Here is a 22,017-nt window from a genome sequence, read left to right as displayed (position 1 = left end):
GCATGGCCTCCGTGAATACCCTGCTGATCGAACTGGGCTGCGAAGAACTGCCGCCGGGCGCCATCGACGCACTCGCTGACAGCCTCGCCAACGGCCTCGCCGATGGCCTGCGCGACGCCGAAGTCGCCTTCGGTCAGGTACGTGCCTACGCCACACCGCGTCGTCTGGCGGTGATGATCGAATCACTGGCCGAGCGCCAGCCGGACCGCGAGATCGAGAAGCGCGGGCCGGCCAAGGCCGCCGCCTTCAAGGATGGCGAACCGACCCGTGCGGTGCAGGGCTTCGCCCGCTCCTGTGGTGTCGAAGTCAGTGACCTGATCGAGCTGGAAACCGACAAGGGCACCTGGCTCGGCTATCGTCACACCCAGCCGGGCGAGCATCTCTCCGCCCTGCTACCGGCCATGCTGGAGCAGGTCGTGGCTCGCCTGCCGGTACCGAAGAACATGCGCTGGGGTGCCTCACGCATCGAGTTCTCGCGTCCGGTGCATTGGCTGGTCGCGCTCTACGGCAGCGAAGTGATCGAGGCCAGCGTGCTCGGCCTCGACTCCGGTCGCACCACCTTCGGCCACCGCTTCCATGCGCCGCAGGCCATCACGCTGGCGCACGCCGAGGACTACCTCGACGCGCTGGAAGATGCCCGCGTGCTGGCCAACCGTGAGGTGCGTCGTGAGCGTATCCGCGAACAGGTCCAGGCCGAGGCGGAAGTCTACGGTGCCAATGCCGTCATCGAGGAAGCCCTGCTCAACGAGGTCAACGGCCTCGTGGAATGGCCGGTGGCGCTGACGGGCACCTTCGACGAGCGCTTCCTGGAAGTGCCGGCGGAGTGTCTGATCTCCTCCATGAAGGCCAACCAGAAGTACTTCCACCTGCTGGACAACGACGGCAAGCTCAAGCCGGCCTTCATCACCATCTCCAATATCGAGAGCAAGGACCCGCAACAGGTCATCTCCGGTAACGAGAAGGTGATTCGTCCGCGTCTGGGCGATGCCGCCTTCTTCTACGAGACCGACCTGCGCAGCACGCTGGAATCGCGTCGCGAGAAGCTCGAGAGCGTCGTCTTCCAGCAGAAGCTGGGCAGCATGGCCGAGAAGGCCCGCCGCAGCGAAGCCGTGGCACGCCACATCGCGGAACGCATCGGTGCCGATGTCGACCACGCCGCACGTGCCGCACAGCTGGCCAAGACCGACCTGGTCACCGAGATGGTGCTGGAGTTCCCGGAACTGCAGGGCATCATGGGCCACTACTACGCCCGTCACGATGGCGAAGATGCCACCGTCGCTCTCGCGCTGGAAGAACAGTATCTGCCGCGCTTCGCCGGCGATGCGATCCCCACGACCAAGGCCGGCATGGCGATTGCCCTGGCTGACCGTCTCGACACCCTGACTGGCATCTTCGGCATCGGTCAGCGTCCGACCGGCGCCAAGGACCCGTTCGCGCTGCGTCGCGCCACCATCGGGGTGCTCAACATCCTGATCAAGGGTGAGCTGGACCTCGACCTGCGCGAGCTGCTGACCGTGAGCGCCGAGCAGCATCGTGATCTGCCCAAGGCTGAAGGACTGGTCGAGGACGTGCTCGAGTACATGCTCGATCGCTTCCGCGCCTGGGCCAGCGATGAAGGCATGGGTGCCGAGCTGTACCTGGCCGTGCGTACCCTGAAGATCAGCAATCCGCTGGACTTCGCACGTCGTCTGCGTGCCGTGCACGCCTTCGGCGAACGCCCGGAAGCCGCTGCTCTGGCTGCAGCCAACAAGCGCGTCTCCAACATCCTCGCCAAGGCCGAGCACGATGGTCGCACCGAGGTGGATGCGAGCCTGTTGAGCGAGCCGGCCGAGCAGGCACTGGCAGACGCCCTGACGGCACGTGGCGCGGAAGTGGCACCGCTGTTCGCCGCGGCGCGCTACCAGGAGGCCCTCGATGCACTGGCCAGCCTGCGCGAGCCGGTCGATGCCTTCTTCGATCAGGTGATGGTCAACGCCGACGATGCCGCCGTGCGCGCCAATCGTCTGGCGATGCTGGCCAGTCTGCAAGGCCTGTTCATGGGTGTGGCCGACATCAGTCTGCTGACCCAATAAGAACTGCCGATCCACGCTGTCCCTGACATCGGTAACGCGCAGTCGCTGCAAAAGAACCCCGCCACGGCGGGGTTCTTTTGCATCCGGGGTCCCGAAATGCCGTGTTGCGTGACAGGATTTCACGCAACACGGCAGCGATGTCACAATTTCTGCCTTGATCCCCTACCTAGGTCGCACTAGTATTCCAGTATAGAAACAGTGTTCGAAAAGCGCGGCAGCCTGTCGCACCACGTACTTCGACCACTCGGCGCCATTTGCCCATCCCCACGTGCGAGCGTCATCTTGTGACTCGGCTCACAATTTTCCAGGCAAAGCGGCGACCCCTGACAAGCAGCCCGGCTGACGCCCCTGACTGCCCTGAAGTGAAGAGTTGACCATGCAAAAACTGATCGTGCTCGACCGTGATGGTGTCATCAATGAAGACTCCGACGCCTTCGTCAAGAACGCCGAGGAGTGGATCGAATACCCCACTTCCATCCAGGCCATCGCCCGTCTGACCCGCGCTGGCTATACCGTGGCCGTGGCGACCAATCAGTCCGGCATCGCCCGTGGCCATTTCGGCCACCGCGAACTCGACCAGATGCACACCAAGATGATGCAACTGGTGAAGGAAGCCGGTGGCGATATCGCTCACATTGCCTACTGCCCGCATGGCCCGGACGACGGCTGCGATTGCCGCAAGCCGGAACCCGGTCTGCTCCATCAGATCCAGGATGCCCTGCAGATTCCCGACTTCGAAGGTGCCTGGATGCTGGGTGACAGCCTGCGTGACCTCATCGCGGGCCAGAAGGCTGGCTGTCGCGCCGCGCTGGTGATGACCGGCAAGGGCCAGAAGACGCTGGCAGATGGCGAGGGACTCAAGGACGTGCTGGTAGTGGCCAACCTGGCCGACTTCACCAACCGCCTGCTCGATGGTGAGCTCAACCACCCCATGTCGGATGGTGAGCCGGGAAAGTCCCAGCGCCGCTGCGTGAGCTGTGAAGCCGCTGCCGAAAGCTATCTGTGAGGCGCGCCTGCCCTCTGATAACCCTGCGCACGGCGCGCTTGCCTCTCTAATCAGTAGCGGCGATATGCTACCCTTCAGACATGAATCCGGGCGGGCAACTGCCTGCCTGTCTCACTTCCTCATGCTGGAGGCTTCACATGCCACTGCTGGATAGCTTCACTGTCGATCACACCATCATGAAGGCGCCTGCCGTGCGCGTGGCCAAGAAGATGGGCACCCCGAAAGGCGACAACATCACCGTCTTCGACCTGCGCTTCTGCGTGCCGAATGAAGAGATTCTCTCCGAGAAAGGCATTCACACCCTTGAACACCTGTTCGCCGGCTTCATGCGCGAGCACCTCAACGGTGATGACGTCGAGATCATCGATATCTCACCGATGGGTTGCCGTACCGGCTTCTACATGAGCCTGATCGGTGAACCGGAAGAAGCTCGCGTTGCCGCAGCCTGGTCTGCTGCCATGCAGGACGTGCTCAACGTGGCGCGTCAGGAAGAGATTCCGGAGCTCAACGTCTATCAGTGCGGCACCGCACAGATGCACTCTCTGGAAGAAGCCAAGCAGATCGCCAGCAACATCCTGTCCCGCGATATCGGCGTCAATCGCAATGACGAGCTGAAGCTGGATGAAGGCTTCCTCAATCAGGCGCACTGAGCCTTGAGACAGCAAGCCTTGAGACATCGAGCCTTGAGGCACCGAGCTTGATCAGCCTGTCGAGTGCGCCGAGCACTTGAACGAAAAAGCCCGCTATCTGACCGGATCAGATAGCGGGCTTTTTTCATGAAGTGACATCCGAGCGAGTGTAGCCAATGCCAGATTCCAGCAGCCATGCCTTTGATTTCACGACCTTCCTGGCAGACAAGGCAGCGTGGTCAGCGCCGAATGAACTCGTCCCCTACCGCTGCCGCGATGACAGCAGCCTGGGCTGTCGCCATTATCCCGCAGCAGGCATGTCAGGGAGCCGCTCACACCTCATCCTGCTGCATGGCTCCAGCGCTGACAGCCGTTATCTCGCATCGCTGGCAACGCGCCTGGCTGAGGCCGGTCATCATGTGCATACGCCGGACTTGCGCGGCCACGGCCCAGCCCCGCAGCGACGTGGCGACATCGACCACCTGCTTCAGCTCGAGGAAGATCTCGAGGACCTGATCCTGTCGCTCGAGCTACCAGCCGATGCCAGAGTCATTGTCGCTGGCCACTCTGCCGGAGGCGGCCTGGCACTGCGCTTCTCGGCCGCTGTCTGCCAGCGCCAGCGTGCCGATATTCCGTTGCACGGCGTTATACTGCTGGCGCCGTACCTGCATCATCTCGCGCCCAACATGCGCCGTGATTCGCGCTGGGCACAGCCACGCATCGCGCGGATGCTGGCCTGCGCACTCCTGAATCGGCTCGGCATCCATCGCTTGGATCATATTGAGGTCCTTGGCTTCAATATCCCGCCAGAGTACCGCGATGCACATACCACCGACGCCTACTCGTGGCGCTTGATGACGGGCCTCAATCCTCGCGACTATCAAAGTGACCTCAAGGTGCTCGCCCATCATCAGCTGCCAGTGCTGGCGCTGATCGGCGAGCATGACGAGGCGTTTCATGCCGAGCGCCTTGCTCAATGTCTGCAACCCCACCACCCCGCGGCGCAGGTGGAAGTCCTCGAGACAATCGATCACCTGGGGCTTGCGACGGCCTCCATCACGGCAGAGCGAATCACCGCCTGGCTGACCGAGCAACGCGCCGATCAGGACGACACGCCCGGCTGAGACGACACGCTCGGCCGTGACCGAGCCGAGCCCCTCGCTGTTATCCTTGCCTCTGGTTGCGGCAACACGCACATGCAAAAACGGCCCCTGATCGAAGATCAGGGGCCGTTTTTCTAGCCCGGCTTGGCAAGACATCCGCCAAGCGCTAGCTCAACGCCATCAGACGTCGAGGTTGGCCACCAGCGCGAAGCGCTCGATGAAGTCACGGCGCGGTTCGACTTCGTCACCCATCAGGGTGTTGAACATCTGATCGGCACCGATCGCATCCTCGACGGTCACACGCAGCATGCGGCGGGACTCCGGATCCATGGTGGTTTCCCACAGCTGATCCGGATTCATCTCACCCAGCCCCTTGTAGCGCTGGATGCTGAAGCCACGTGCCGCTTCCTTCATCAGCCAGTCGAGGGCTTCGTAGAAGGTGACGACTTCCTTCTTGCGCTCACCGCGCGAGACGTAGCTGCCAGCTTCCAGCAGGCCTTCCAGCATGTTGCCCAGCTCACTCATCTCGCGGTAGTCGGCGGACTTGAAGAAGTCGACATCCCACAGGTAATCGCTGCTGACACCATGTGCCGTCAGCGTCACCGCCGGCAGATAGAGATTGCGCTCGCCGTCGTGGCTGAGAGTGAAGCTGTAGTGCGGGCCACCCTCATAGGCAATCAGGTCATCCATTTCCTTCTGGAGACCATCGATCCAGCCTTGCACCTGAGACTGGTCCGCGAGAGCGGCCTCATCCAGATGCGGAGCGTGCACGATCTTGCGCAGCACGGCAGACGGATAGACACGCGCCAGACGATCGATGCGCTTCATCACGCCACGATACTGGTTGACCAGTGCTTCCAGCTGAGCGCCGGCGATACCCGGGGCATCGGCGTTGACGTGCAGCTTGCCGCCGTCCAGCGCCGTGGCGGTCAGATAGTCCTGCAGCGCCTGCTCGTCCTTCAGATACTGCTCATGCTTGCCACGCTTGATCTTGTAGAGCGGCGGCTGGGCAATGAAGATATGACCGCGCTCGATCAGCTCCGGCATCTGACGGAAGAAGAAGGTCAGCAGCAGCGTACGGATGTGCGAACCATCGACGTCGGCATCCGTCATGATGATGACGGAGTGATAGCGCAGCTTGTCGGGGTTGAACTCTTCACGACCGATACCGCAACCCAGCGCGGTGATCAGCGTGCCAACCTCGGCAGACGACAGCATCTTGTCGAAGCGCGCCTTCTCGACGTTGAGGATCTTGCCCTTCAGCGGCAGGATCGCCTGGGTACGACGATCACGCCCCTGCTTGGCGGAGCCACCAGCGGAATCACCCTCGACCAGGTACAGTTCAGAGAGACTCGGGTCCTTCTCCTGACAGTCAGCCAGCTTGCCCGGCAGACCTGCGATATCCAGGGCGCCCTTGCGACGCGTCATATCACGCGCCTTGCGTGCGGCTTCACGCGCCCGCGCCGCATCCAGCATCTTGTTGACGATGCCCTTGGCTTCGTTGGGCTTCTCGATCAGATACTCGGAGAACAGACGGCCCATTTCCTGCTCGACGGCTGTCTTGACCTCGGACGATACCAGCTTGTCCTTGGTCTGCGAGGAGAACTTCGGGTCCGGTACCTTGACCGAGATGATCGCGGTCAGACCTTCACGGGCATCATCCCCGGTCGTACCGACCTTGGATTTCTTGAGCAGACCTTCCGCCTCAATATAGCTATTGAGCGTACGCGTCAGTGCCGCACGGAAGCCGGCCAGGTGAGTCCCGCCATCGCGCTGAGGAATATTGTTGGTGTAGCAGAAGATATTCTCGGCGAAGCCTTCATTCCACTGCATCGCCACTTCGACGGCAATGCCATCCTCGCGCTCCATCTCGAAATGAAACACCGGATTCAAGGGCGCCTTGTTGGTGTTGATATGGTCAACAAACGCCTTGAGGCCACCTTCGTAATGGAACAGCTCTTCCTTGCCGCTGCGCTCGTCAATCAGACGGATGGCGACACCGGAGTTCAGGAAGGACAGCTCGCGCAGACGCTTGGCCAGAATCTCGTAGTGGAATTCGATATTGGCAAAGGTCAGCGGGGAAGGCTTGAAGCGCACCAGGGTACCGGTCTTCTCGGTCTGGCCCACGATGCCCAGCGGTGACTGCGGCTCGCCATGGCGATAGATCTGCTCGTGGACATTGCCCTGACGCCAGATGGTCAGTTTGAGCTCTTCGGATAGCGCGTTGACGACCGAGACACCCACACCGTGCAGACCGCCGGAGACCTTGTAGGAGTTGTCATCGAACTTACCGCCTGCGTGCAGCACGGTCATGATGACTTCCGCTGCGCTGACGCCTTCCTCTTCATGGATCTCGGTCGGCACACCACGACCGTTGTCGCTGACGGAAACTGACTCGTCGGCATGGATAACGACCCGGACTTCGCTACAGTGACCGGCCAGCGCCTCGTCGATGGAGTTATCCACCAGCTCGAACACCATATGATGCAGCCCCGTGCCGTCATCGGTATCACCGATATACATGCCGGGGCGCTTGCGTACGGCATCCAGGCCCTTGAGGACCTTGATGCTTGATGAGTCGTAAGCCTGTTCGCTCATTGGCTTCTCCGTCGTGAAATCATTCCGTGTGCAGTCGCCCGTGTTCCACGTGAAACATCCTGACATCAGTGTTCGGCAACCATACCCGATCCAATGTTTCGGGTTCGACGCAGGTCACGAAGACCTGGCACTCGAGGCCTGCCAACAGCTGGCAGAACAGACGGCGATGCTCGCCATCCAGTTCCGCCGGCAGATCGTCGATCAGGTAGACACAGGTACGTCCGTTCATTTCTTCGAGCAAGCGACCCTGAGCCAGCTTGAGAGCGCTGACCACCAGCTTCTGCTGGCCGCGAGACAACACCTCGACTGCAGGGCGTCGCCCCAGGCGAATACGCAAGTCGGCGCGTTGTGGGCCAGTCTGGGTAAAGCCCATATGGCTATCACTGTCGCGCCCTGCTGCCAGCACGTCGCCCAGAGGGCGCTTGGCATCCCAACCGCGCTGATAGCGCAGAGTCAGCTCGGGTAAATCAATCAGCTCGGCAAGCGTGGCTTGAAACAGAGGCGCCAGCGCCTGCATATATTCCATGCGCAGGGCATCAAGACGCTCGCTCCAGTGAGCAAACTCTCGATCCCAGACGTTAAGTGCCTGAACGTCCATCTTACCATGCCTGAGCAGTGCGTTCCGATGTTTGAGCGCCCGACGCACACGGCGCCAGACGTCGAAGAAGTCGTGTTTCACGTGAAACACACCCCAATCGAGGAACTCACGTCGGGCAGAGGGCGACCCCTCCAGCAACCGGAAGGCATCCGGATTGATCAGCTGCAACGGCAAGGCCTGAGCCAGCTGGGCGACTCGCTCTACCTTCTCGCCATCCAGCCGCATCTCCAGCCCATCTGCAGCCTGATCACGCCTTACCCCCAGGGGGCGCGGTGGATCGCCTGCCAAGCGGCCAAACAGCGTCATTCCCGCCGTGTCATGCGCAATGGCATGCTTGAGCTTGTGCGTGCGGAAAGAGCGCGCCAGCCCCAGCACATGGATACCTTCCAGCAGGCTCGACTTGCCACTGCCATTGGCACCACTGACCAGATTCACCCCTTTTCCCGGCGCCATATCGACTGTCGCCAGGTTGCGCAGATTCTGGAATTGAAGTCGTTCAAGCGCCATGACGGCCTCATTCGATAGAGAAATAGAGCCATGGCCGCCTTCGGGGCTCAAATACGACAACACCCGCCATTCAGGAGTGAAAATGGCGGGTGTTGTCGAGGCTCATTCTGCGATTGCGCGCGTCAATCGCGCCACAATTACGACTCAAGGTACTGATTTAAATAGCAATTACGATATTACAGACGCATCGGCATCACTACGTAACGCGCATCGCCACCACCCGGCTCTTCCAACAGCGCCGAGCTGTTGGCATCGGAAAGCGTCAGCTGTACGCGATCGGCATCCAGCACTCCCAGCACATCGATCAGGTAACCGACATTGAAGCCGATCTCGAGGCCAGCCCCTTGATAATCAAGGGCAATATTCTCTTCGGCCTCTTCCTGCTCGGGGTTGTTGGCCAGCACACGCAGGTTGCCGGCCTCCAGATAGAGGCGCACGCCACGGTACTTCTCGTTGGAGAGGATCGCGGTGCGCGACAGTACCTGACGCAGCTCGGCACGCTCGGCCACGATGACCTTGTCACCGCCACGCGGGACAACGCGCTCGTAATCCGGGAACTTGCCGTCCACCAGCTTGGAGGTGAAGGTGAAGTCGCCGGTCTGGGCACGCACGTGCGTCCCGCTGACCGTCAATGTCATCAGCTCGTTGCTGCCGTCGAGCAGGCGCGTCAGCTCAAGGATACCCTTGCGCGGAATGATCAGCTTCTGCGCTTCCGGCACGCTGATGTCAGCGGCCTGCTCGCAGACGGCCAGGCGGTGACCATCGGTCGCCACGGTACGCACCAGGTTGCTGGTCAGTTCCAGCAGCATGCCGTTGAGGTAATACCGGACATCCTGTTGCGCCATCGCGAAGGAGGTCGCGTCGATCAGATGCTTGAGGGTGCCGCGCGGCAGGCTGACGGTGATATCGCCCTGACCATCATCGATGTTCGGGAACTCGGCCACCGGCAAGGTCGACAGGGTGAAGCGTGAACGGCCGCTGCGCAGAATGGCACGCCCTTCTTCCAGCGCGAGAATGATCTCGCTGCCTTCGGGCAGTGACTTGCAGATATCCATCAGCTTGCGCGCCGGCACCGTCGCGGAACCCGGCTCATCGACACGGCTGGGCTCGACGCGCCCGATCAGCTCGACCTCAAGGTCAGTCCCGGTCAGCGACAGCTGCTGATCGGACACTTCAAGCAGCACATTGGACAGCACCGGCAGTGTCTGGCGACGCTCGACGACACCCGCCACCAGGGACAGCGGGCGCAGCAGGGCTTCACGCGAAATGGCAAATTTCATGGAGACTCCACTCTCTGGAAACGGGGCAATGCTCGCTGACAGGCAGCGCGCACGCAAAAGAAATTCGGGGCCGCGACAGGCAAGCCCGGAGCACAGCAGGCCGATAGCGTGATTGTCGCCAACCCGACCTGCCGCTGCAATTCGATCAGCTGGTCAACAGACGCAGCAGATTCTTGTAGTCCTCGCGGATATCGGCGTTCTCTTCACGCAGCGAGGCCACCTTGCGACAGGCATGCAGCACCGTGGTGTGGTCTCGCCCACCGAAGGCATCGCCGATTTCCGGCAGGCTGTGGTTGGTCAGCTCCTTGGCGAGCGCCATCGCGACCTGACGCGGACGGGCGACGGAGCGCGAGCGGCGCTTGGAGTGAAGATCGGAAATCTTGATCTTGTAGTACTCGGCCACGGTGCGCTGGATATTGTCCACACCCACCTGCTTGTCCTGCAGTGCCAGCAGGTCCTTCAGGGATTCACGGATGAAGTCCTGATTGATCGCGCGCCCCATGAAGTGGGAGTCGGCGATGACCTTCTTCAAGGCACCCTCGAGCTCGCGCACGTTGGAGCGGATCTTCTGCGCGATGAAGAAGGCGGCATCGTGAGGCAGATCGACCTTGGCCTGATCGGCCTTCTTCATCAGGATCGCGACGCGCGTCTCGAGCTCCGGCGGCTCGATGGCGACGGTCAGCCCCCAGCCGAAGCGTGACTTGAGACGCTCCTCGACCCCATTGATCTCCTTCGGATAGCGGTCCGAGGTCAGGATCATCTGCTGACCACCCTCGAGCAACGCATTGAAGGTGTGGAAGAACTCCTCCTGGGAACGCTCCTTGCCAGCGAAGAACTGGATGTCATCGATCAGCAGCGCATCCACCGAACGGTAGAAACGCTTGAAGTCATTGATGGCATTGAGCTGCAGCGCCTTGACCATGTCCGCCACGAAGCGCTCGGAATGCAGGTAGACCACCTTGGCATTCTCGCCGCCCTGCTTGGCCAGATGATTGCCCACCGCGTGCATCAGGTGGGTCTTGCCCAGACCCACGCCGCCATACAGGAACAGCGGGTTGTAGGCGCCGCCGGGATTCTCGGAGACCTGACGCGAGGCCGCGCGGGCCAGCTGGTTGGACTTGCCTTCGACAAAGGTTTCGAAGGTGAAGTTCGGATTCAGGCCACTGGAATGCTTGAGGCTACCTTCTACCTGCACCTGGCGCGTGTTGCGACGCGGTGCCTGTTCCCGGGCGCCATCGCCGGCCATCTCACGCTCTTCCGCGAAATTGCCCCGCGGCGGCGTATGCACGGAAGGGGCACGCGGGCTCGGCATCTGGCCCGGCGCTTGCGCCTGGGCAGATACCGGCGACGCAGCCGCGCCTTCCGGACGCGGGTTCGAGACGGTCCGGCGGCTACCGACGCTCAGCTCGACCTTGGGCGGCTTGCCCGGTGCCAGCTCACGCAGCAGCTCGTGAATTCGTTTGAGGTACTTGTCATTGACCCAATCACGCACGAAGCGGTTGGGGGCGAGCAGGCACAGCTCTCCGCTGTCGCCTTCCTCAGCCTGCAGGGGACGAACCCAGGTATTGAACTGCTGTGAATTCAGCTCGTCTTGCAGGGCGTCAAGACATTGTTGCCAAAGTGCGAGCGACACGCGACCTCACATCCAGTTGTCGAAGGGGCGGCCATTGTATAGGCCAAGCCACGAGTTATCCACACGACATCTGCCGCAAAAAGCACTGTGGACAACATCGGTATTCTTCAAGTATCCGCATCGGGACAGGCTGGGGAGCATCCGCGCACAAGATTTCGACTGTGGACAAGACGACAGTTATGCACATGGCCATGCACAGGCTGAACGCAGGTTGCCCACCACTTATCGCCAGAGCTGTCCTATCGACATGCAATTGAGCAAGATAGGAAAAAACAGGTTATCCACAGCAACTGCCTTCCTTAATAGTTATTTGTTATTCAGAACTACTTCCTTGTAGTAATGACAGCAGACCCGCGATCTTCGAATCACGCGAGGTGTGAGGGGCTGTGATCGCGTCGGCAGAATCTCGGGTTATCCACTGCGACTTTTCGGCGCGCCTGACACGTCAGGGACGGAAGTGCACAACCGCTCGTCAGAAACGCGAGTCCCTGAGGCTCACGACCGAACACAGGACTTGCCCCCTTCCCGCGCATCGCCATGGCGGGCGATGCCATTCACTCAGCCCCACTGAGCGCTGAAAAAGCGCTGATCGCTTGCCTGGCGAGCGGTGCCTGTAGGCTCAAAGACGCCAAATCGAATTTTTTTGTGCCCGAAGGCCTGTCTTGCACGTGATCCGCGTGAGACACGAAGCGCCATATGGCGGGCGGCGTAGACGATATCTGTCGTCAAATGCCGCGAACGGGCTGTGGACAACTTCCAACGCGACATTGCAAGCCACTTGCAGATTCACTAGAATCCCTGCCCCTGACCAATCTGCCCTGTCCTCATGTGGATACAGGGCAACATTCGTTGACCTTTTCCAAACAACCACGTGGGAAGAAGCAGCTATGAAACGCACATTTCAGCCGAGCGTCCTGAAGCGCAAGCGCACACACGGTTTCCGTGCTCGTATGGCGACCAAAGGTGGCCGTGAGGTCATCCAGCGTCGTCGTGCGAAAGGCCGTAAGCGTCTGAGCGCCTGATCGAGGCCCGGATGTCCCGTCAGGGATTTCCCCGGCAGCTTCGCTTGCTGACTGCCGGGGATTACCGGCACGTCTTCGATCACACCACCCTCAAGGTACACGGCAAGGGGCTTCTGGCCCTGGCGTGTCCGAATGACCTGGGACATGCCCGCCTGGGGTTGGTGTTCAGCAAGAAGAACGTGCGCCGTGCCGTAGATCGCAACCGCCTCAAACGTCTGACGCGCGAATCCATTCGCCTCCGCCAGCAGCGCCTTCCGGCCGTCGACATCGTCGTACTGGCCAAGCGAGGCGTGACCGAGCTGGACAACGAGACTCTGCATCGCCAGCTGGACGGCATGTGGGCTCGTCTGGAGAAGGACGCCAGACGCCAGAAAGCGGCCAAGTCAACGCCACCTGCCTGACGCGACACCTGCCCGGTGCGTCCGGCATGTGGCGTTTTTTTCGTTATACGCCCTACCGTTCGTGACCGGACTCATCTGACTCCCCGCCAGATTGATTCACCCTCCAACGGGTATACACCATGGACGTCAAACGATTACTCCTCGTGATTCCGCTTGCGGTTGTCGCCTATCTGATGGTGGTCCAGTGGAACAAGGACTACGACCAGCCGGCTGCGGAAACACAGGCTCCCCAGGTTGCCTCTCAGGCCGCCAATGCCACTGCGCAAGGCCTTGAAGCCCCAAGCAGCAGCACGACTACCAATGGCGATACCGGCCTCTCCACGCCGGATAGCGCAGCAAGCACCCCGAGCAACAACCTGATTGAAGTCAAGACTGACGTGCTGGACCTGCGTATCGATCCGCAGGGCGGTGACGTGGTCTATGCAGCGCTGCTCGAGCACAAGCAAAACAACGCTTCCGAGTCGCCCTTCGTGCTGCTGTCCGACAATCAGTCACGCAGCTACGTGGCCAAGTCCGGCCTGCAGCTGGATGGCCACAAGGGCCGTATCGCCTTCTCTGCCGACAGCAACAGCTACACCCTTGCCGAGGGTGATGACAGCCTGCAAGTGGACCTGAAGGCCGACATCAATGGTGTTGCGGTCATCAAGCGCTTCACCGTCAGCCAGGACAGCTACCAGATCAAGGTCGACTACCTGCTGGACAACCAGTCCCAGCAGCCGGTCAATGCTCGCTTCATCGGTCAGCTGGCCCGCGACAACAGCGCGGACCCGACCTCCGGTGGCGGCATGGGCATGAAGTCCTATCTGGGTGCGGCGTTCTCTTCTGAAGAGAACCACTACCAGAAGGTCGATTTCGAAGACATCCAGGACGGCAGCTTCAAGAATGTCGACGTCCAGGGTGGCTGGGTGTCCATGATCCAGCACTACTTCGTGTCTGCCTGGGTGCCGGCTGACAACCAGAAGAACCTCTACTACGCCAACGTCGACAAGCAGAACCGCAATGTCGCCGCCTTCGCGAGCCCGACGACCCAGATCGCCGCGGGTCAGCAGGCTGAGCTCGGCGCGACCCTGTTCGTCGGCCCGAAGGATCAGGACCAGCTGGAAGCGACCGCTCCCTACCTGGAACTGGTCGTCGACTTCGGCTGGCTGTGGTTCCTGGCCAACCCGCTGTTCTGGCTGCTGGAGCACATCCACGCGCTGGTCGGCAACTGGGGTGCCTCCATCATCCTGCTGACCGTTCTGGTCAAGGTCGTGCTGTTCCCGCTGTCCGCGACCGCGTACCGCTCGATGGCCAAGATGCGCAAGATGGGCCCCGAGATGCAGCGCATCAAGGAGAAGTACGGCAGCGACCGCCAGAAGGTCTCGCAGGAGATGATGAAGTTCTACCAGACGGAGAAGATCAATCCGCTGGGGGGCTGTCTGCCGATCGTGATCCAGATGCCGGTCTTCATCGCCCTGTACTGGATGCTGATGGAATCCGTCGAACTGCGCCACGCGCCGTTCATGCTGTGGATCCAGGATCTGTCAGTGAAGGACCCGCTGTTCATCCTGCCGATCATCATGGGCCTGACGATGTTCATCCAGCAGCAGCTGAACCCGACGCCTCCGGACCCCACCCAGGCGAAGATCATGAAGATGCTGCCGATCGTCTTCACCTTCTTCTTCCTGTGGTTCCCGGCAGGTCTGGTGCTGTACTGGATCGTCAACAACACGCTGTCGATCGCTCAGCAGTACGTCATCACCCGTCAGATCGAGAATGCCGAGCCAACCAAGAAAGGCGCATGATGCCTTTCAGGTTCGCCTGACATGACTCACCCACGACCCTCGCCTCGGCGGGGGTCGTGGCGTTTCAGGGCCCTGATTCCGGGGGCTGCGCCGACACTCCCGCCGCAAGGCGCCTTTCCCGTCACCCCGCTTGCTGTCACGGGCCTCCAGCCGCGACAATAGCGGCCATCTCCTTCATCTTCATTCCGGCTTCGCGCCCGAGGTTTGTGCATGTCTACCGCCTACCAGCCTGACTCCATCGCGGCCCTGGCCACTCCGCCCGGCCGTGGTGGCGTCGGCATCATCCGTGTCTCCGGTCCGGCCTGTCAGGCCATCGCCCAGGCCATGCTGGGCCAATGCCCGCCGGCACGCCGCGCCCACTATGGTCCCTTCATGGGACTCGATACCCAGGGCAACCCCATCGCCCTCGACGAAGGCATCGCGCTCTACTTCCAGGGCCCGAACTCCTTCACCGGCGAGGACGTGCTGGAGCTGCAAGGGCACGGCGGCCCGGTGATCATGGACCTGCTGCTGGAGCGCTGCGTGCAGCTGGGCGCACGTCTGGCGCGTCCGGGCGAATTCAGCGAGCGCGCCTTCCTGAACGACAAGCTGGATCTCGCCCAGGCCGAGGCCATCGCCGACCTGATCGACGCCAGCTCACGCGCGGCGGCCGAGAATGCGCTGCGCTCGCTCAAGGGCGAGTTCTCGACGCGCGTCAGCGCGCTGGTACAGCGCCTGATCGAGCTGCGCATCTACGTCGAGGCCGCCATCGACTTCCCCGAAGAGGAAATCAACTTCCTGGCCGACGGCCATGTCGCGGCGCGCCTCGATGAGGTCAAGGCCGAGCTGGTGGGCGTGCGAGCCGCTGCCAACCAGGGCGCTCTGATGCGCGAGGGCATGACGGTGGTGATCGCCGGCCGCCCGAATGCCGGCAAGTCGAGCCTGCTCAATGCGCTGACCGAGCAGGACACCGCCATCGTCACCGATATCGAAGGCACCACCCGCGACGTGCTGCGTGAGCACATCCATCTCGACGGCATGCCGCTGCATATCATCGATACCGCCGGGCTGCGCGACACGCCGGACGCCGTCGAGCGCATCGGCGTGCAGCGCGCCTGGGACGAGATCGAGAAGGCGGACCGCGTCTTGCTGCTGGTCGATGCCGCGACCACCTCGGCGACGGACCCGATGGAGATCTGGCCGGAATTCGTCGCGCGCCTGCCGGACCCGTCCCGCCTGACGCTGGTCCGCAACAAGATCGACACCAGCGGCGAGACGCCGGGGCTGACCGCCATCACCGCAACACAGGATGGCGATGCCGAGCTGGCACGCCACCAGGCCAGCGTGGTGCGCATCTCGGCGCGCGACAATCAGGGCCTCGATGCGCTGCGCGATCACCTCAAGGACATCATGGGCTTCACCGGCACCGCAGAGGGTCGCTTCAGCGCCCGCCGCCGCCACCTGGATGCGCTGGAGCGCGCTGGCGAATCTCTCGACAACGGTGAGGCCCAGCTGCATGGCGCCGGTGCCGGCGAGCTGCTGGCCGAAGACCTGCGCGCCGCCCAGATGGCGCTGTCCGAGATCACCGGCGAATTCTCCGCCGATGATCTGCTCGGGGAAATCTTCGGCAGTTTCTGCATCGGCAAGTGATCGCACCGAAGTGATCGCGCCGAGCTGACTCCCGTCCACAGCCGGCCTCTCTTGCCGACAGTGCTTGCGTCTGGCTGTCTCCCTCTCGTTATACTGCCTCTGCCGACCCCTCCGAGTGGCGGAGGCGGGCAGGGGCAGACCGGGAGCCGACATGGCGGGACGCGCGACATCGAACAGACCGCAGGATGCCCATCGCGAGTCCCGTGACTCCAGCGCCTCTCTCCCGCCGGCCCCCGCCGCCGAACTGAGCACCGGGCCTCTCCCCGAGGCCCCGTTGCGCCACCTGCTGCTCGACTTCTTCACCCGCCATTGGCCCCGCTATCTGCTGGCCATCGCGTTCCTGATCGGGGTCGCGGGGCTGAATCTGCTGTTGCCGTGGGCGATCGGCGCCACCATCGATGCGTTGCGTGATGGCAGCCTCGACCACGAGGCCTTGCTGAGCCGCCTGTTGTGGCTGGTAGGCGCGGGGCTCGCGCTCTATGCACTGCGCTATGCCTGGCGCGTGACGCTGTTCGGCACCGCCTATCAGCTGGGGACGGAGCAGCGTGATGCCTTCCATGCCAAGCTGACGCGCCTGGACCCCGGCTTCTATCAGCGCCACCGCACCGGAGACCTGATGGCGCACGCCAGTCAGGACATCGATGCCGTGGAGATGGCCGCCGCGGAAGGCGTACTGTCCAGCGTCGATGGCGCCATGACCTTCGTGCTGGTGCTCGGCATCATGCTGATCGCCATCGATGTACCACTGACGCTGCTCGCCCTGTTGCCCTTCCCCTTCATGGCCTGGGCCTTCGCACGTATCTCGCGACGGATCGGAGAGCGTTTCCGCGAATCGCTGGAGCGCTTCTCGGACCTGAATGACCAGACCCAGGAAGCCTTCGCCGGCATTCGCATGCTCAGAAGCCATGCCTTGCTGGAGGATGAAGGCGCAAGATTCTCGCAGCGTGCCGCCGCCGCCGAAGCCGTCGATTATCGCGTCCAGAAGCTGGAGGCGGCCTTTGATCCGGTGGTGTTCATTGCGCTCTCGGCGGCGACGCTGCTGACGCTGGGCGTGGGCAGCTGGCGCTATCTGGATGACGCCATCACCCTGGGCCAACTGACCAGCTTCACGCTCTATCTGGCGCAGCTGATCTGGCCGATGTTCGCGCTTGGCTGGTGCCTGAATATCCTGCAGCGCGGCGCGGCAGCCGCACGGCGGCTGGCCACCTTCCACGCCGCGCCAGAAGCCCTTGAGGACAGCGGCACTCTGGATGAGGTCAGTGACCATTCACTACGCCTTGAGATCAATGAATTCACCTATCCGGGCAGCCAGCAACGTGCCCTCGGCCCCCTCTCCCTGCAGGTGGCGGCAGGGGGCAGCCTGGGGATCGTCGGCGCGACCGGCAGTGGCAAGTCCACCTTGCTGCGTCTGCTGTCGCGCAGCTGGCCTCTGACGCCTGAGCAAGGGGTCCTGACGCTCGGCGGCAGAGAAGCGAGTGAGTACACACTATCTATCTGGCGCCGGCAGTTCTCACTGGTCCCCCAGGACCCGTTCCTGTTTGCGCTCTCGGTAGCCGACAATGTCGCCCTCGCCTGCCCCGAGGCCTCCGACGAGCGAATTCGAGAGGCGCTGTGCGCGGCAGCCTTCGAGGAAGATCTGCGCCGCCTCCCCCAGGGGCTGGAGACGCTGGTGGGTGAGCGAGGCATCACGCTCTCCGGCGGCCAGCGTCAGCGGCTGGCATTGGCACGCAGCCTGCTCAGCGAGGCGCCGATCCTGCTGCTGGACGATACCCTGTCGGCGGTCGACCAGGTCACCGAACGCACCCTGCTGAAGACTCTCGCGCGCCTGCAGCAACCCAATCACCACGGCCTCAAGCGCACGCTGATCATCAATTCCCATCGTCTGTCTGCCGTACAGGCCTGCCAGCAGATTCTGGTGCTCGAGGATGGGCGCATCCTGGAACAGGGCGATCACGCCGGCCTGCTGGCCGCCCGCGGCGCTTACTGGCGCCTCTGGCAGGCCCAGCAGGTCAACCGCGAAGACGATGCCAAGGCGGAGCGCTCATGAGCCACGATGCCGCGACACGCCCCGACTCCCTCAGCGGCACTCGCCTGCTCAGCCGACGGCGGCTGGCATTGCTCTGGCAACCGCTGGGCAGGCGCCGCGCAGAGGTCCTGCGCGCGCTGTTGATCCTGATCGCGGCGACCGTACTGGATGTGCTTGGCCCGTGGCTGACCCAGCGCTATCTGGATGACTACCTGATTCCCGGCAACCTCGCTCCCGAGGCCCTGGCCGGATTGGTGGCCATCTACGTGATCACCCAGCTGGGCGCCGCCGCCGGACGCTATTTCCAGCAGCTGCGCTTTGCCCGTCTGGCCCTCGCCAGCGTGCGCGATATTCGTGAGCGAGTCTTCACACACCTGCTGCATCAACCACTATCGACCCTCGACAATATCGCCGCCGGTGAATTGGTGGCCCGCGTGACCAACGACACCGAGTCGCTCAAGGAGCTGTATATCGGGGTGCTGGCGACACTGATCGGCAATGTGGTGCTGTTGATCGGCATCCTGTCGGCGATGGCCCTGATGGATGGCACCCTGGCAATGATCGCGACGGCGCTGGTGCCGCTCTCCATCGGCATGATCTGGCTGTATCAGCGCTTCTCCGGGCGCGCTGCACGCGAGGTGCGCCGCCTGCGTGCCTTGCAGAATGCCAGGATCGCCGAGGCGATCGGCGGCATGAGTGTGCTGCAGGCAAGCGACCAGACCGAACGCTTCAGTCAGCGCTATCACCACCTCAACGTCTCCCAGTATCAGGCGCGGATGCGCACGGTGCGTGTGTCGGGGCTGCTGTTGCGTTCGGCCATCGACCTGATGGCGATGCTGATCACGCTCTCGCTGGTCGCCGTATTCGGGCTGCGCGAACTGGGGGGCGGTGCGGAACTGGGGGTGCTCTACGCGTTCATTGCCTGGCTGGGGCGCATCAGCGAGCCCCTGATCCAGATCACGCAGCGACTGCAGGTCTTCCAGTCGGCGCTGGTGGCGACAGGCCGGCTGGAAGAGGTGCTGGACCGGCCACGCGAGACGCCTGAGCCAGACACGCGCGCCGCGAAGGCCGCCACAAGTGGGCACACGGACAATGTCGTGATAGCGAGTGGTCACTATCAGCTCGAGCAGCTGAGTTTCCGCCATCAGGGTGCGGAGGGCCCGGCCCTCAATGGCCTGACGCTTGCCATCGAGAGCGGTGAGTTTCTCGGCGTGGTCGGCCCGACGGGCAGCGGCAAGTCCACCCTGCTCGACCTGCTCAGCGGGCAACGCCCTGCCCCGGCGCCTCAGCTGCTGCTGGATGGTCGTCCGCTGATGGAGTGGTCGGCTCAACAACGCGCTACCGCGATAGCCGTCGTCCCGCAGGAGCCCTTCATCCGCGCCACGACACTGCGCGACAACCTGCTGCTGGGCCGTGAGATCAGCCAGCAGCACCTGTCACGGGTTCTGCACAAAGCGCACCTGGCGCCGCTGGTCGATAGTCTGCCGCTGGGGCTCGACACCTTGCTGGGCGAGCGCGGCCTCAGTCTCTCCACGGGTGAGCGCCAATTGCTGGCGCTCGGACGCGCACTGGTCACGACACCACGCGTGCTGTTGCTGGATGAGGCCACCGCCAGCATCGATAGCCATACCGAAGCCCTGTTGCAGCAGGCACTGCATGAGCTGCGTGGCGAAGTGACCTTGATCGTGGTGGCACACCGGCTTGCCACGGTGCGCGATGCGGACCGCCTGCTGGTGCTGGAACAGGGCCGCATCACCCAGTTGGGGGCCCATGATGCCCTGATGGCAGAATCCGGCCTCTATCGGCGGTTATGGCGAGAAGACATCGCGCACTGATCAGGCCACTGGTCACCACAATACAAACGCCCCACGATGCAAACGGCCCCGCGATCTAGGCGCCCCACAATCTAGACGCCCCACAATGCAAACGCCCCCACAGGCATGGCCTGTGGGGGCGTTGTCAGTCCGAGCTCTTGATATGGCGCTCAGCGTTCTGCGTTCACCTCAGCCATCACGGCTTGCGCGGGCCGCGTGGCTTGTTGCTCTGAGTCTTGCCAGAGCTGTCCTTGCCAGGCGCTGACTTGCCTGAATTCGTCTTGCCAGCTGCTGACTTGCCAGAGCTTTCCTTGCTGGCGCCGCCCTTGGCAGCCTTGCCTCTCATGGCATTGCTTTCCTGCTTCTCACGCAGGGCACGCGCTTCACGCGCATCCAGCGGCTTGCCGACATCCTTGTTGTCTTCAGGACGCTGCTTGGCCGCGTACTTTCTGGGCAGTTTGGTCGTGCTGTTCGGGTTGACCTGACCATCACGACCGATCGCCGGCGTGCTGCGCATGCTGACCCGCGTGGAACCTTCGCGGCGGCCCTTGCCCGGCACGCTGGAGGACCAGTCACTCCAGCTGGCAGAATCCTTGCCCGCTCCCTTGCCTGCCGTCTCGCCCTTGCCACGCGGACGAGTCGGCTCGACAGCGGCCGTCGACTTGCGCTCGGCAGGCTTCTCGCTGACACGCTTCTGGCTCGGCGCGGAATGCCCATGCACTTCATCCTTGACCTGCGCCTTGATGCTGGTCTTGGGCTTGGCAGTCGCGGAATGACGCTTGCCCTTGGCCTTGGGCGTCGCACTGTCATTGCGCACGCGAGGCTTGGCCCAGCCTTCACCGCGCTTGAGCTTCTCGCGCTTGGGCTTGGCCTGGGTCACCTCGACATCGCTGTCGCGCTTGACCTTCTGGTTGAGCTTGCGCAGCGACAGCAGGCGCTCACGCGGCATCGGCTTGGGCTCGTTGCGTTCGCGGGCGACTTCCTCCGACAGCCACCACAGGCCCTTGTGCTCGACGGCAACCGACTGCGGAGCCGGCAGCGCGCCCTTGAGCACCTCGACCACTTCCTGCATGGCGGTGGAGAACTGACGGTCGAACTGCCACGGCGGGTTGATCACCAGCATGCCGGAGCCGTACATGCCGTGCTCGCCTTCCGGCGAATCGATCGTCAGCTCACTGCGCCACATCGGTGCCGGCGAATGCTTCTTGAGACGCTCGAGCAGATCATGCTGACGGCCCGCCGGCAGCAGCGGATACCAGATCATGATGGTGGCATGACGTGACTTGCGCAGGGTCTCGACCACGACCTCGGCGACATCACGATAATCATTCTTCAGCTCATAGCTGGGGTCGATCAGCACGGCGACGCGCGGCGTGGTGACCGGCACGGCTGCCAACAGACCGGACAGACCATCCTGCTGACGACGCATGACCTTGCCGAGGCTGTCACGCTGCACCGGCGCCTGATCGAAGTGGTAGATCTCGCCCGGATGCAGCTCATAGGCCAACAGGCGATCGCCACGGCGCAGCGACTGGCTCAGCCACCAGGGCGAACCGGGATAGACGCTCAGCTCGCTGGCGCTGCCCTTGGCGGCATCCGGCTGCATGTCCGCCAGCCGTGCCAGCCAGCGAGCCAGCGGCTTGTCAGCTGACGGGGACTTCGGCTCACCCGCATCGGTCAACCAGCGATCACGCACCTGCCACAACGGCAGAACGCCCTGCTCGTATTCGCGCAGCTGTTCCGTCTCGCGGGCCGCCAGCGGATACCAGCCACGACCGGCGTGAGTGTCGATAAACGTAACGGGGGATTCTTTACGTAATAGCTGCTCGGCCAGGGTGGTGGCGAGCAGGTGCTTGTGCAGGTCGGCAAAATTGCCAGCGTGATAGGCGTGCTGATAGGCGAGCAAGAGCGCCTC

The 22,017-nt window shown here is 62.7% G+C and carries 15 protein-coding genes; 10 read left to right on the top strand and 5 right to left on the bottom strand.

The genetic code is table 11. The annotated features are described in order from the left end of the window. Positions 1–2 precede the first annotated feature (2 nt). From glyS to MSG32_RS13915, 4 genes are all read left to right on the top strand, one after another. Entirely contained in the window at positions 3–2,072 is a 2,070-nt protein-coding gene (gene glyS, locus MSG32_RS13930; protein ID WP_107335757.1) for a glycine--tRNA ligase subunit beta, read from the top strand. 376 nt (positions 2,073–2,448) lie between these two features. Beyond that, a complete protein-coding gene (gene gmhB, locus MSG32_RS13925) occupies positions 2,449–3,078 on the top strand; it encodes a D-glycero-beta-D-manno-heptose 1,7-bisphosphate 7-phosphatase (RefSeq protein WP_153634999.1) in 630 nt (209 codons plus the stop codon). A 137-nt stretch (positions 3,079–3,215) separates the two neighbouring features. Continuing rightward, positions 3,216–3,728, top strand: coding sequence for an S-ribosylhomocysteine lyase (luxS, locus tag MSG32_RS13920; protein WP_043331647.1), 513 nt, complete (start codon positions 3,216–3,218; stop codon positions 3,726–3,728). A gap of 155 nt (positions 3,729–3,883) precedes the next feature. Continuing rightward, positions 3,884–4,831: an alpha/beta fold hydrolase gene (locus tag MSG32_RS13915; protein ID WP_248380284.1), complete on the top strand. Its 948-nt coding sequence runs from the start codon at positions 3,884–3,886 to the stop codon at positions 4,829–4,831. A 159-nt stretch (positions 4,832–4,990) separates the two neighbouring features. Here MSG32_RS13915 and gyrB read toward each other — a convergent pair whose 3' ends face one another. From gyrB to dnaA, 4 genes are all read right to left on the bottom strand, one after another. Continuing rightward, on the bottom strand, positions 4,991–7,408 hold the full coding sequence (gene gyrB / locus MSG32_RS13910) for a DNA topoisomerase (ATP-hydrolyzing) subunit B (RefSeq protein WP_153634997.1): 2,418 nt from the start codon (positions 7,406–7,408) through the stop codon (positions 4,991–4,993). A 19-nt stretch (positions 7,409–7,427) separates the two neighbouring features. Beyond that, positions 7,428–8,513: a DNA replication/repair protein RecF gene (gene recF, locus MSG32_RS13905; protein WP_153636738.1), complete on the bottom strand. Its 1,086-nt coding sequence runs from the start codon at positions 8,511–8,513 to the stop codon at positions 7,428–7,430. Positions 8,514–8,689: 176 nt separating this feature from the next. Further along, positions 8,690–9,793, bottom strand: coding sequence for a DNA polymerase III subunit beta (gene dnaN / locus MSG32_RS13900; RefSeq protein ID WP_043331653.1), 1,104 nt, complete (start codon positions 9,791–9,793; stop codon positions 8,690–8,692). A 145-nt stretch (positions 9,794–9,938) separates the two neighbouring features. Next, positions 9,939–11,426: a chromosomal replication initiator protein DnaA gene (dnaA, locus tag MSG32_RS13895; RefSeq protein WP_043331654.1), complete on the bottom strand. Its 1,488-nt coding sequence runs from the start codon at positions 11,424–11,426 to the stop codon at positions 9,939–9,941. 887 nt (positions 11,427–12,313) lie between these two features. On the opposite strand from dnaA, the gene rpmH reads away from it, so the two are divergent. The 6 genes from rpmH (at position 12,314) to MSG32_RS13865 (ending at position 20,123) form a co-directional block, all read left to right on the top strand. Then, on the top strand, positions 12,314–12,448 hold the full coding sequence (gene rpmH, locus MSG32_RS13890; RefSeq protein WP_043331656.1) for a 50S ribosomal protein L34: 135 nt from the start codon (positions 12,314–12,316) through the stop codon (positions 12,446–12,448). A gap of 11 nt (positions 12,449–12,459) precedes the next feature. Beyond that, the gene (rnpA, locus tag MSG32_RS13885) at positions 12,460–12,849 is read left to right on the top strand and encodes a ribonuclease P protein component (protein ID WP_052384306.1); all 390 of its coding nucleotides are present in this window, start codon (positions 12,460–12,462) and stop codon (positions 12,847–12,849) included. Positions 12,850–12,968: 119 nt separating this feature from the next. After that, positions 12,969–14,633: a membrane protein insertase YidC gene (yidC, locus tag MSG32_RS13880; RefSeq protein ID WP_248380283.1), complete on the top strand. Its 1,665-nt coding sequence runs from the start codon at positions 12,969–12,971 to the stop codon at positions 14,631–14,633. A gap of 210 nt (positions 14,634–14,843) precedes the next feature. Then, a complete protein-coding gene (gene mnmE / locus MSG32_RS13875; RefSeq protein ID WP_248380282.1) occupies positions 14,844–16,262 on the top strand; it encodes a tRNA uridine-5-carboxymethylaminomethyl(34) synthesis GTPase MnmE in 1,419 nt (472 codons plus the stop codon). Positions 16,263–16,413: 151 nt separating this feature from the next. Continuing rightward, a complete protein-coding gene (locus MSG32_RS13870) occupies positions 16,414–18,309 on the top strand; it encodes an ABC transporter transmembrane domain-containing protein (protein WP_248380281.1) in 1,896 nt (631 codons plus the stop codon). Continuing rightward, positions 18,306–20,123, top strand: a complete 1,818-nt coding sequence (locus MSG32_RS13865) for an ABC transporter transmembrane domain-containing protein (RefSeq protein WP_248380280.1) — start codon at positions 18,306–18,308, stop codon at positions 20,121–20,123. The genes MSG32_RS13870 and MSG32_RS13865 overlap by 4 nt, the downstream gene beginning before the upstream one ends. Positions 20,124–20,298: 175 nt before the next feature. On the opposite strand, the gene rlmJ is transcribed toward MSG32_RS13865, so the two are convergent. Then, positions 20,299–22,008, bottom strand: coding sequence for a 23S rRNA (adenine(2030)-N(6))-methyltransferase RlmJ (rlmJ, locus tag MSG32_RS13860; RefSeq protein ID WP_248380279.1), 1,710 nt, complete (start codon positions 22,006–22,008; stop codon positions 20,299–20,301). Between the last annotated feature and the right edge of the window lie 9 nt (positions 22,009–22,017).

Source organism: Cobetia sp. 1CM21F (assembly GCF_023161745.1).
GTDB lineage: Bacteria > Pseudomonadota > Gammaproteobacteria > Pseudomonadales > Halomonadaceae > Cobetia > Cobetia amphilecti.
Note: the sequence above shows the minus strand (reverse complement) of the source record. Positions and strands in the feature narration are given on the sequence as shown.